The sequence below is a fragment of the Erythrobacter sp. CCH5-A1 genome (assembly GCF_001557115.1).
Classification (GTDB): Bacteria; Pseudomonadota; Alphaproteobacteria; order Sphingomonadales; family Sphingomonadaceae; genus Erythrobacter.
The window spans coordinates 1-9901 of record NZ_LSKQ01000220.1 but is presented as its reverse complement, the minus strand read 5'-3'; the positions used below and the strand labels follow the sequence as shown (position 1 = coordinate 9901).

Genomic DNA, 9901 nt, shown 5'->3' with positions numbered 1-9901 from the left:
GGTCTCCTCTGAAAGCAGTTACCACGGCCGAGCACAAAATTTTAAACAGTCTCATGATCACCTCTCCAAACGCACCCTCGCCGTTTTCCCACCCGGCGTGGTTCTGCGCGATCAGTTCATAGCCGAGATCATTCAGAGCGCTTTCGAATGTTGTTTCAACCGCGAACGCATCGCCGCGGTAGGGAACGGTCCATGTCGAGCATGGCATGTCGGGCATCTCAATTTCGGGGGCAGCTCGGCCATCCTCGCGCGCGGGGCCATTCAGCGTCATGCCGTCGATTCCGCCTTCGTCGCCGTGTCCGTCGTAGCTGATCGTGATTGTTGTGATGCCGTGAAGCTTTGCGCATGCGCAGATTGCGGCGAGCATCAGCTTGGGGGCGTCTTCGCGCGCGATTGTTGCGGCGCTGGATTCGGCTATCGTCGTCATGCGAGTTCTCCCAGCAGTGCGGCAAAGCGCGCGGCCTCGGCCTCGTAGGCAGCCGAGAGGTTGGCGTGGATGGTGGCGAAAGCAGGGATGCGGAACTGCCCGTCATCATCGGGCCGCGTACTCATCAGCACGCCGAACACGACGTCGGAGGCGGTGCGCTTGTGCCACCGCGTGATGCCGTCGCAGTAGGTGATGGGAGGTGCCATGGCGGCCTCGGTCCAATCGCCAAGACCGCTTTCGACCTTTGCTATGTAGGCATGTGCGGCGCTGGCAGGGGCCTCGTCAGAGACGATCAGCGTGAGCGAGCAATAGGTGCCGAAATCGTGGTGGCTGCTTTTCGGCTCCAGACGGCAGCCACAGGGCGGCGCCCCATGAACGGCGATGATCGCCGCGCGGTAGGCAAGCACCTCGAGGCGGTTTGCCGCGCCAAAGTCGGGGGTGATGCCGAGCTGCGCACACTCTTCGTTCGCCGGCGCAACGCCGATATCGATGATAATGGGCATGGGAGTTCTCCTTCGATCCTCTGTTGGATCGAAAGCCCCCTCCCCCTCCCCTTTAACCGCCCGGCTTTGGCCGGGGTGGTTCGGCCTCGCCGATGATGAGGGCCCGCTTTGCGGCTTGCTGGTTCGGGCCATCAGCTTGCGCGAGGGTGGCAAGCCGATCTGTCTCCAGCTGCCTCGCGAGGTCTTCGGGCACATTGCAGTAGTGCTCGATCAGCGCGATCGCGCTTCGCGGGGTCGGCAGTTCGCCGGGATATGTGCCCTGCCAGATCACGCAGTCTTCTTCGCCGGTCGCATCGATGGCGATGGCCTGCGCAAAGAAGGTTTCAAGAGGGCGGTCATAGCCCACCACCACGCGGTCGATTTCAGTGCATTCCTTTTTGAGGGGAACCTGCCGTCTGCTCATCTGAACCTCGCGTGATCACTGTTATGGGTTATGGGGTATGGCTTATCGCAGACATGTCTGGCAGCCGATGCGCACACGTTAGCCGGGTGTGCTGTCTGTCTGTTCTTACGGACTGATCATCGCCAGGAATCGCGGTTTTTGGGAAGCAGGCCGTGCTTGTCTTCCGCATGCACTTGCGGCGCTTCGGTTTCATTCCAGCGCCACAGCACAAGATTGCGTCCGGCGGCCTGGGTCGAGGGATAGATCAATCCGTCGAGTCCCGCCGCTATCAGGACTTCGGCCGCTTCCTGGCTTGGCGAAAGCTTCTGCGCATATTGCGGACCCCACCATGGGCGGATCATCAGATCGTCTGCGAGGTCATGCTTCTTGCGCATTGCCGCGTCGTGGTAGGCGGCGATGAGACCGCCGGAAACTTGGTAACGCACCAGCGTGACCGGGATGAAATCGAGGACCTGTTGATTGGCTTCCTTGACCGCCGTGAGCGGGTCGAAGGAGAGATAGAGCGCGGGCCTTCCGCGAGCGTTCCACCGGCCACCATTTTTAGCAGCACCGGCCCCGCTAGTGGGCATGGACGCCCATTCGGGCGTATGCGCCCGGTAACAGATGGTCGGTTCCATGGCGAAAAATCAGGCGTAAACGCCGTTGTAGACGTTTTCGAGGTGCCCATGCACCCACGCGATGTTGCCATCCCTTACGTGCTCCATCGCGGTCTTCGTTCCCATCGAGACGATCGGTGTATATTTGAACCACACTACGGCACGTTCGAGCGAGCCGGCGATTTCGCTGGCATGGGTCAGCAGACGCACCAGTGGCAGAAGGGATTCCCGCCCCTTTTTGCCGAGCGGCTCTGCTCCAAGCGTGTTGCGGCTCACCCCGACCAGCTCGGCAAGTTCCGACAGCGAAATCTGCAGCTGCTCTGCCAGAGCGCGTGGATTGATCGCGCCATTGTCGGCGACCATCCGGTTATGAGCATGGGTCATGGTCGTTTGTCTCCTTCAAACGATTTAGTGCATCGGCTGCACAAAATCCAGTCAAACACGCAGGGTGTCGGTCGTCTCGAGCTGGGCGCAGCACGGCGGTGAAACTATCAGTATTCCGAGGCAAGCATGATCGTGACGACGCGGGCGGTGATGGACGCGTCGGCGGGATCTTCGGACCCGTATTCCAGGTTGAGGTCATAGCAGTCGATCTTGAAGAAGATTTTCTGACCCCTGAACGTGAACGCGCCGAAGTCGCGCTCGCCGTAGGCATCCTCCTCGAATCGGTGGCGCCGCATGGTTTTGATGAGCTCGGCCTGTGCGACAAGCCCGCTCGGGGTGTCGCCGCTGCAGAACGCGTCGAGGCAGCCGCGTGTAAACATGATGCGAGCGCTGGGGTCAAAACCTGAACGTGCCCGATCGTTGAGTTTGGCGATCTGCTCGGCTCGTGCGATTGGCTCAGTCAGCATGGCGTTGTCTCCAATAGATGCTGGAAGCGTGCGATCCAGTCGGCAAGGTGTGGCCGCTCCGGAAGTGGTATTTCAGCGGCGGCTTCCTGGAAGAGTTTCAGGGACGTGGGCGCTTCGGCCTCGATCCGGTCAATTTCCCCATCAGGAAGTAGGCGCTCGGCGCGGATGAAGTCGGTCATTCGGCCGGGCCTCGTGCGCGTTGAAGATCGCCAGAGGCCCTCGACTGTTCGGAGCCTCGGTGCGGCGCGGGCCTCTACCAGCACGATGATCCGGAGGCACCATGCCGGAAGATTGCGGATCTCTTCGGGCTTCGAGCCGCAGCACAGGAAGCATGCCGACTTCGGCGGGACCTGAAGTCCTTCGGCCTCGATGCGGGCGACGCAATCATCGCGGGTCCAGCCCCATTCCCGTAGAGGGTAGCGGTAATTAAACCGCTCGCTGGGGATCGTAAGAGCGTGCGCGTGCCTGCGGGTGTCGGCCGGCGAAGCGTCATAACCGATCAGACGGACGACCTTCTGGCCGCGGTTCCAGGCCTCGATGGCTGGTGGCCATCCGGCGATATACTTGTCCTGGGGCGCTATCTTCCATTTGAGACTGCATGAGTGGCGGCCGAGCGAGATCGATGGCAGTGTCGCATTCGTGAGGACGTTCTCGATCAGCGTCGCGTAGGGTGGCCAGTGCTTGAACCGCTGGGGCTGATAACGGCAGATCTGGAATTCGATCCCGTGGGCCTCCATCCATCGACGGATGATGTCGAGACAGTTATAAGGGCTTTTCGGTCCCGGTATCGGCTGTCAGGACGAGATCAGGGGTCTCGCCTCGCGCGACAAGCTCGATGAGCATTGCGGTGGAATCAACCCCGATGCCGTAAGCGAGCACCACTGGTGAGCGCGGAAGATCGAGGAGGTCGCGGCCTCGGGCTGCGGGCTTGGCGCAGGCCGGTCCGGCGATTACGACAGTGGTCCGCTTGCTGTGCCCCAGTCGTACTCGGGCAGATCAGCCACTATCGGCCCGTCGCAGTCCCACATGATCCATTGGCAGCGCAGCTTGCGGGCAACATAGAGAGCGGAGCGGATTTCGAGGGGAACGCTGGCGGCCTCAGTGATGCCGACATCGTCGCAGACATACATGAACCAGCCCCATTCGCCCTTGGCGAAGCAGGCCCAGGGACATTGGGGCATCCAGTCAGCCGCCGTGCCCGGCGACATGTGGGCGGTGCTCAGCGCAAGCATCATTGCAAATTCATGCGCGGCCACCGCTGGGTTCGTCATGGGGTTCACAGCACAACCTCCTTGGTCGCGGGCGCACTCGCTGCGATGCGCACAGCGCCTATCTCATCGAACCCGTTGACGATCCGGCTGCTATCGTAAGCGTCCTTGTCCACCAGTCCGTGGATGGAATCGCCTTCGTAATGGGCGTGGCCGAGGGCATCGACGCGGGCGACACGCCGTGCGACGACACCGACCTGGCCCTGCGGGACCCAATTTGCCCAGTCGCCCGAGGCGCTGACCACGACATACTTGCCAATCATATCGGTGAGCGCCTGCCGGCGGCGCAGGATGGGGCTGTCACTGGTTTCGACGGCCTCGCCTGTGTGAGCCGCATAGCGATCGGGGTGCCATGCCCTGACGCTTGCGCGTGCGTTCTGCACAAGGAGATCGAAACCCTTGGTTGGCAGACCGGCGAATTCGTTGGCGAAGCCAAGCACCACAAGTGCCCAGTCAACATCCTCCTCGTAGGAGGTGCTATCGAGGCGCAGCGCGGCCGGCATGGCTGCCTGACGTTCGTCTGACAGGATCATGCCGCCATGGCTGGATGTGTGCACCTCCCAGATACCGGGCAGCAGCTGTGTTGCGGTCTGCGGCGCGCCCCAGAGGGTCTCCCGCGGCGTTTCAGTCATGTTGAATTTGGGCATTGGTCATCTCCTTCCAGGATCTGACCAATTTCCTCCCCCTCCCCTTTCACAGCCTGGAGGTTGTCATGGGTCGGGGCCGTGCCCCGGATATGCCGGCAAGCGCGGTGGGTTCTCGGGATGCGCTCGCGCTCAGCCGATGCCGAGATTGGCCTTGAGGATCGCGCCCGTTCCGTGGGAATCGATCGTGGCGGCCCGAGCGGTAATCACGCGTCCTGCCTTGCCCAGAAGCGCAAGCTGATGGCGCTTCGCAGCAAGGTACTCAGGGTCCTCGCTGGTGATGACTTCGAGCGCCGTCTCGATGATTTCGCCGGTGGTGGAATCGTGGATATCGAGGACGAAGTCCGGCCGCACCGTTCCGATCTTTGAGGGCAGGTCGAACAGCGGCCGCTTGAAGCCAAGGGCAATGCCGCGCTTTCTCAGATGGTACTGCAGGTCGAGCAGATCGCAGGCCACCTTGCGCTCATAGTGATTGTGAACCGGGATGAACGCTGAGGTTCGCGCCAGTGGCTGCGCGAAAGCGCGCAGTGCGGCGTAGCCGTCGCGCGGGTTATGTTCGCCGACGACCACCAGGACGAGATAGGGAGGTCCGATCAGCGATCCTGAATATTGGACGCGGGTCTTGAGGTCGAGCTCCTTGCCCTGCCCCAGAAACAGCGTCGTTCCCGAAATGTCGTTGGCATAGAGCGCAAGGAATGCCTGCGGCGCGAGGCCCTCCGGCCATGTTCTGGCGGCCTTGCGCAGACGAGCGAAGACGGCCTTGCGCTCGTAGGGATCGATATGCGTGTAAAGGTGCGCGGATAGCGGAATGCCGGGGGCGATTTCGAGGCGCATCGCCGCATGTCGCAAGCGCGCAAACTCCGAGGCCATCGTCATGTTACGTCCGCGGCCCGTCGGCAGGGGATGGACTTCGTTGACGTGGGCCATATCCATCAGTTGCCACAGCAGGCGGGCCAGGCGCGGAATCGTGACGCCCCGGCTGCGATCGTCCGGTTCGCTGTCTGCGGGCGCTTCGGCCAGCTTTTCAGGGGCAAGGCGGTGAGCGATGAACAAGCCGTCAGGCACATCGATCACCGGTGCCTCAGTGGAGCGCTTCTCACGGAAGCGCTGGGGAGCCTGCTCGCGGAAAAACGGACAATCAGCTGCATGCTCGGGGCGGCGTTGGCGTTTGCTGGTCAGGCGGCGCAGGTAATAGGTTTCAGCCTCTGAGAGGTAGGCGGCTGACATAAGTGGGGGCGGGTCGGTATCGCCCATGCAGCTACAGGCGATCCACTGTCCATGCGCTCGGGCCTTCGTCACCATTGTGACACTTGCCCGGTGATCGGCTTCGCTCCCCTCCCCCTCATACCAGCGAACAAGCGCGTCGCGGACTACGTCGGGAACCGGCGTTCTGAGAGTGATGCCTCTTGAGTGTCGAGGGACGAGCCACATGCCGCGTAACCTACTGCAATTGCGTTTGACGGTCTAGCGCGTTCACGATATGTTCACTGCAAAGGAGATGTTCAGCATGAAGCCCACCAATCTTGTCGGCCGGTTTGATCTCGATCTGGTTCTGCGTGACGCCAGTCTTGATCCTCACAATCGTGCGACGCGCAGAATGCTTGCAGCGGCCGCGATCGGGACCGAAGTCAATGACGGCTACTATGCTGCCGTTGAGCTTCGCGAGGCGGTTCAGTGGGTTCACGAGGGCGAGCCCGGCGCGAAGCTCAAGCTGTCCATGATCCTCGGCAATCGCTGCGACGACTATCAGCGCTGCCTTTACTTCATTCTGGCCGGGCGTGGGATCGTCCAGATGCTCGATGATCTGATGTGGCTGGAGGAGCTGCTCGAGGCGCGTGGACGTGTGGCGGGGAAGCTGTTCAAGCGCCGCTTGCCCGTCATGCCGCAGGTGCGTCCCTATGTGGCCAGTGAGCCCGATGGTCCTCTGGTCGCCGTGGCGCGCGATTTCGCGCAAGGCCCATCTTGGTATCTTGATCCCGAGCTCACCGACTGAAGATCGGCATTGGTTGCCGACCGGATCAGTCTCATGGTTTGCCTTGCGAGCGTTCGGCGATGGCTCGTGCGAGATCGCGCGCACCATGAAATACTGCAACAACCGTCACGGCAGTGGCAGACACTTGGTAGACCACCACGTATGGCAGGCGCGTAATCGACAGTTCGCGTGTGCCGGGCACCCTGCCCACATGTCCAAGATCGGGGAAATCGGCGAGCCTTTCGATCGCAGCAACGATCGATTCGAACACCTCCTGTGCGGCCGCGGGGCTGTCGAGCGCGATGTAGTCGATGATGCTGCTGAGATCATCAATGGCTGCCTGCGCGTAAAAGAGGTTCTTCAAGGCGACCAGCCATGGCGAGTAGCAATCTCGGCATGGACGCTTTCCGCCGGGACAATCCGCCCTGCCTCGGCATCAGCAAGTCCGGCCCTTATTCGTTCCACCTGCCAGGCATTGGCTTCGAGATATTGCTGCAGTGCCTGATTGATGACGTAGTTGCGTGACCGGTCGAGCGCGCTGGCCAGCGCGTCAATCTCTGTCACGACGTCCTTTGCGGTCCTTATGGTGATGGGCGATGTTGCCGGTTCGTGTCCCATGATCGGTCTCAATACTGCAGCGCTATGATGCGGATGTAATCACTTGTAGTCGAATTATGGCGGGATCTCAAGATTCGCGCAAACCCCGCTGTCTGCAGCATCTGGATTTGCGCTGATGCGTCCGTTTTGTTCAAGCAGCAGAACCCGCTTCATATCTTGATGCCGAGCTCACCGACTGGCTGTCTGACGTGCGGCGGCCTCGGGGCACATTGCCTTGACGAAACCGCCGTTATCCCATCGCGGATTGTAGATGGCGGCCTTGCTCTCAAGCTGATGGCACGACAAATCGCGACCTTGCGCCTTGACCAATGCCAGAGTGCGCCCGAAGCGGTCGGTGCCTACGCGCCGGATCGTCATCGTGGGAGTTACAGCGTTACGAAGGTTGCGCTCGCTCGCAAATGGATCGCCGGGAGCGCAGGTGCGCCCTTTTCGGCACTCCCCCGGCTTTTCCGGGGCGTCGATGGCAAGCAAGCGAATTCGTTCCTCGCCGCATCGCAGGGTATCGCCGTCGGTGACCTGGCAGCCGGTGACGGGTTCTGCTGGCGGGAGGGCTGCTGCTTTTGTGCAACCTCCGAGGGAGATCACGACGGCTGACAGGCCGATTGCCCATACCTTGTTGTGGCGTCTGGTCATGCGCGCAGCTCCACCTCGACGTGAGCATCGGCCGCCTCTTCGTCGGTCACATGGAAAGGTTTGATCGGATCGCCGGTGCGAATGACCGCGACCGGACGGTGTTTGTGCTCGAAGAGGCGCTCAGCGACGCGGTGAGCGTTCTCCCGGCTGCAGAGCTCGCCGCGCCGCGGGCTGAATGTGGTCTCGGTGAGAGGATGGCAGGTCATGGCTCGCTTATCCGAACAGGGTCTTATGCACGCGGGTCTGGGGGATGATCGTGAATTCCCTGCGCGCAAGGTTGCTGATCTGGTAGCAGGGAGGTCCGTCGGCGGTAAGTGCGAGCGTGGTTTTGCGGCCTCGCTTGCGGATGAAAAACACATCGCCTTCATAGCCATCGGTGAAGCGGATTTTCGACGGCAGCCGGATCTGCATTCCGTCCTCGAGCTTGCGCGATCCTCGCATGAGATTGCGGATGCAGCGGCGGCGCCAGACCAGAGCCGAATGATTGTCGGTCGGGTCCAGCAGTCGCAGGATGCGCTCAGGGCACTCACATTCGAACGGACCCGCAGTTTCGTCCATGTCCTTGTAAGCGAACACGTAGCCGTCGCTGGCACGCGGATTCCAGCGCACGAGCACGACGGCTGCGAAGACAGTTCCGGTTTTGCCGTTTTCGACGTGCGCGATGGCCGCATACCAGACCTTATTGCGCAGACAGGAGGACGCGATCACGCGCAGGCCGCGGGTGGAAGCCCCATCAGGGAGCGGGTGAGCTGGCCCGGCCTCGATCCGCTTGCCTTCGGCGTCATAGGGATGCTCGAAGGTGAACTGCGCATCGAGATACTCCTTGGGCGTCTTGTGGGGGTGCATGCTCGACAGCGGCATTGAGAGCCATCCCATGAGAAATTCCTTCGGCTGTGCCCGCTTCAGGCGGGCTGGTTGAGATTGCAGTCGCGTCGCAGGGTCGCGGCAAATCGGGCGATATTGCTCATGAGGTCGATGGGACCGCGCAGCTGCCGGCCTGCCCATGCCCCATTGCGTCCATGGGTTCTGACCCATCCGATCTCCCGTCCGGGGTTTATCCGGCAAGGGTCGATGGTGACGCAGAAGCTCCTGGCAAACAGGCTGATCGCGGGGTTGTCGGCCGTGAAATGCGGCTCTTGCTCAATGCTGTAGTCAGCAGGGTCGAGACACAGCGTCTGGGCGAGGTAGCGCAAGGCTTCGCGCGCGGAAGATTTGTAGAGCCGGATGAGATCGGGATCGCAGTTAAGCCCGCGCTGAACGAGCGGGACCAGAATGGGGGCAGATCGCAGCTCCGCAATCCGCTGTTCGCACGCCGTACGCAGCGCCTCATCCTCAGGATGGATCGCCTCGGGGGACTCGCCGGCGGCCACGCGGCCCAGGTGTCTTCCGAGCAGGAGAACGGCCGGGTCGGTATCGGGGTCGTGCCCGGCGCGCCGGGCATCGCCCATGGCATCGTTGAGGGCGGCGTTGCAAGTCTGCATGACCCGCAAGCCATCGGGCTGCAGCGCGCGCTGAAAGCGAAAGGGCAGGTCGAGGTGGAGGGTGGCAGGCATCCGAAGTCTCCTTGATTGGACGCCTGCCCCCTTCCCCCTCCCCTTTATGCCGCGCGCTTCAGCGCCGGAGTGTCTTCCGACGGGAGCTCGGACCGTTCGCTGGCGGCGCTGCAGCCGAATGCCTTGAGGTAGCTGAAGGCCTGTTCGGCCTTGGCCGCGGCATGAATGATCGCGGAGGAATCGCCCTTCAGGATCTCGAGCCAGTGGCTGATGTAGCTCGCATGATTGTCATGGAGCTCACCGGGCAGGCCGAGATCGGCACAGATCAGGCACTGACCGATGGAGGCGACCAGTTCTTCGAAGGCATAAGCCTTGTCGCCGAAGCGTTTGCCGAAGGTCCGCTCAAGCCGCGTCTTGCCACCTGACCAGTGAACGGCCTCGTGGTAGGTCCCATCCATAACGTGTCCTTTCTGTCCTCTTCTGCCAATCAAGC

The 9901-nt window shown here is 61.9% G+C and carries 17 protein-coding genes and 1 pseudogene; 1 reads left to right on the top strand and 17 read right to left on the bottom strand.

All coding sequences use genetic code 11. From position 1 onward, the window contains the following. The 10 genes and pseudogenes from AX708_RS13365 to AX708_RS13320 form a co-directional block, all read right to left on the bottom strand. On the bottom strand, positions 1 to 427 hold a 427-nt coding region (locus AX708_RS13365), incomplete at its 3' end, for a DUF6878 family protein (protein WP_066526180.1). After that, positions 424 to 930 carry a hypothetical protein gene (locus tag AX708_RS13360; RefSeq protein WP_066526177.1) on the bottom strand — a complete coding sequence of 169 codons (507 nt, stop codon included), beginning with the start codon at positions 928 to 930 and terminating at the stop codon, positions 424 to 426. The genes AX708_RS13365 and AX708_RS13360, both read right to left, overlap by 4 nt. A 52-nt stretch (positions 931 to 982) precedes the next feature. After that, positions 983 to 1282 carry a hypothetical protein gene (locus tag AX708_RS13355; protein ID WP_066526175.1) on the bottom strand — a complete coding sequence of 100 codons (300 nt, stop codon included), beginning with the start codon at positions 1280 to 1282 and terminating at the stop codon, positions 983 to 985. Between the two features lie 167 nt (positions 1283 to 1449). Beyond that, on the bottom strand, positions 1450 to 1950 hold the full coding sequence (locus AX708_RS13350; RefSeq protein ID WP_066526173.1) for an RES family NAD+ phosphorylase: 501 nt from the start codon (positions 1948 to 1950) through the stop codon (positions 1450 to 1452). Between the two features lie 9 nt (positions 1951 to 1959). Beyond that, positions 1960 to 2313 (bottom strand): helix-turn-helix transcriptional regulator, encoded by a 354-nt coding sequence (locus AX708_RS13345; protein ID WP_155647025.1) that lies wholly within the window; start codon positions 2311 to 2313, stop codon positions 1960 to 1962. A gap of 107 nt (positions 2314 to 2420) precedes the next feature. Beyond that, on the bottom strand, positions 2421 to 2780 hold the full coding sequence (locus AX708_RS13340) for a DUF3768 domain-containing protein (RefSeq protein ID WP_066526163.1): 360 nt from the start codon (positions 2778 to 2780) through the stop codon (positions 2421 to 2423). Beyond that, positions 2774 to 3623: pseudogene (locus AX708_RS13335) on the bottom strand (hypothetical protein). Before AX708_RS13335 ends, AX708_RS13340 begins: the two are co-directional and overlap by 7 nt. Positions 3624 to 3730: 107 nt before the next feature. After that, a complete protein-coding gene (locus AX708_RS13330; RefSeq protein WP_067490231.1) occupies positions 3731 to 4015 on the bottom strand; it encodes a hypothetical protein in 285 nt (94 codons plus the stop codon). A gap of 41 nt (positions 4016 to 4056) precedes the next feature. Beyond that, on the bottom strand, positions 4057 to 4695 hold the full coding sequence (locus AX708_RS13325) for a hypothetical protein (RefSeq protein WP_066526151.1): 639 nt from the start codon (positions 4693 to 4695) through the stop codon (positions 4057 to 4059). Positions 4696 to 4824: 129 nt separating this feature from the next. After that, positions 4825 to 5946 carry a hypothetical protein gene (locus AX708_RS13320; RefSeq protein WP_155647082.1) on the bottom strand — a complete coding sequence of 374 codons (1122 nt, stop codon included), beginning with the start codon at positions 5944 to 5946 and terminating at the stop codon, positions 4825 to 4827. 253 nt (positions 5947 to 6199) lie between these two features. Between AX708_RS13320 and AX708_RS13315 the strand changes: the two genes are divergently transcribed. Next, positions 6200 to 6685, top strand: coding sequence for a hypothetical protein (locus tag AX708_RS13315; RefSeq protein ID WP_066271458.1), 486 nt, complete (start codon positions 6200 to 6202; stop codon positions 6683 to 6685). A 31-nt stretch (positions 6686 to 6716) separates the two neighbouring features. Here AX708_RS13315 and AX708_RS13310 read toward each other — a convergent pair whose 3' ends face one another. The 7 genes from AX708_RS13310 to AX708_RS13290 form a co-directional block, all read right to left on the bottom strand. Continuing rightward, positions 6717 to 7028: a type II toxin-antitoxin system RelE/ParE family toxin gene (locus tag AX708_RS13310; RefSeq protein WP_066271437.1), complete on the bottom strand. Its 312-nt coding sequence runs from the start codon at positions 7026 to 7028 to the stop codon at positions 6717 to 6719. After that, complete coding sequence (locus AX708_RS19995) at positions 7025 to 7282, bottom strand: CopG family ribbon-helix-helix protein (protein WP_066271440.1); 258 nt, start codon at positions 7280 to 7282, stop codon at positions 7025 to 7027. Before AX708_RS19995 ends, AX708_RS13310 begins: the two co-directional genes overlap by 4 nt. A gap of 168 nt (positions 7283 to 7450) precedes the next feature. Next, entirely contained in the window at positions 7451 to 7915 is a 465-nt protein-coding gene (locus AX708_RS19990; protein ID WP_197425897.1) for a hypothetical protein, read from the bottom strand. Beyond that, on the bottom strand, positions 7912 to 8121 hold the full coding sequence (locus AX708_RS13305; RefSeq protein WP_066271446.1) for a hypothetical protein: 210 nt from the start codon (positions 8119 to 8121) through the stop codon (positions 7912 to 7914). Before AX708_RS13305 ends, AX708_RS19990 begins: the two co-directional genes overlap by 4 nt. A 7-nt stretch (positions 8122 to 8128) precedes the next feature. Then, positions 8129 to 8791 carry a hypothetical protein gene (locus tag AX708_RS13300; protein WP_067490228.1) on the bottom strand — a complete coding sequence of 221 codons (663 nt, stop codon included), beginning with the start codon at positions 8789 to 8791 and terminating at the stop codon, positions 8129 to 8131. A 26-nt stretch (positions 8792 to 8817) separates the two neighbouring features. Continuing rightward, positions 8818 to 9468, bottom strand: coding sequence for a hypothetical protein (locus AX708_RS13295; RefSeq protein WP_066271452.1), 651 nt, complete (start codon positions 9466 to 9468; stop codon positions 8818 to 8820). Positions 9469 to 9512: 44 nt separating this feature from the next. Continuing rightward, a partial coding sequence (locus AX708_RS13290) for a zincin-like metallopeptidase domain-containing protein (protein ID WP_255358005.1) occupies positions 9513 to 9901 on the bottom strand: 389 nt, incomplete at its 5' end.

Excerpts from the sequence above, each read along its gene's own strand:
- AX708_RS13340 (WP_066526163.1), bottom strand. The coding sequence starts at position 2,780 with ATGCTGACTGAGCCAATCGCACGAGCCGAGCAGATCGCCAAACTCAAC.
- AX708_RS13350 (WP_066526173.1), bottom strand. The coding sequence starts at position 1,950 with ATGGAACCGACCATCTGTTACCGGGCGCATACGCCCGAATGGGCGTCC.
- AX708_RS13305 (WP_066271446.1), bottom strand. The coding sequence starts at position 8,121 with ATGACCTGCCATCCTCTCACCGAGACCACATTCAGCCCGCGGCGCGGC.
- AX708_RS13360 (WP_066526177.1), bottom strand. The coding sequence starts at position 930 with ATGCCCATTATCATCGATATCGGCGTTGCGCCGGCGAACGAAGAGTGT.
- AX708_RS13345 (WP_155647025.1), bottom strand. The coding sequence starts at position 2,313 with ATGACCCATGCTCATAACCGGATGGTCGCCGACAATGGCGCGATCAAT.
- AX708_RS13325 (WP_066526151.1), bottom strand. The coding sequence starts at position 4,695 with ATGCCCAAATTCAACATGACTGAAACGCCGCGGGAGACCCTCTGGGGC.
- AX708_RS13295 (WP_066271452.1), bottom strand. The coding sequence starts at position 9,468 with ATGCCTGCCACCCTCCACCTCGACCTGCCCTTTCGCTTTCAGCGCGCG.
- AX708_RS13320 (WP_155647082.1), bottom strand. The coding sequence starts at position 5,946 with ATGGGCGATACCGACCCGCCCCCACTTATGTCAGCCGCCTACCTCTCA.
- AX708_RS13330 (WP_067490231.1), bottom strand. The coding sequence starts at position 4,015 with ATGATGCTTGCGCTGAGCACCGCCCACATGTCGCCGGGCACGGCGGCT.
- AX708_RS19990 (WP_197425897.1), bottom strand. The coding sequence starts at position 7,915 with ATGACCAGACGCCACAACAAGGTATGGGCAATCGGCCTGTCAGCCGTC.
- AX708_RS19995 (WP_066271440.1), bottom strand. The coding sequence starts at position 7,282 with ATGGGACACGAACCGGCAACATCGCCCATCACCATAAGGACCGCAAAG.
- AX708_RS13315 (WP_066271458.1), top strand. The coding sequence starts at position 6,200 with ATGAAGCCCACCAATCTTGTCGGCCGGTTTGATCTCGATCTGGTTCTG.
- AX708_RS13300 (WP_067490228.1), bottom strand. The coding sequence starts at position 8,791 with ATGGGATGGCTCTCAATGCCGCTGTCGAGCATGCACCCCCACAAGACG.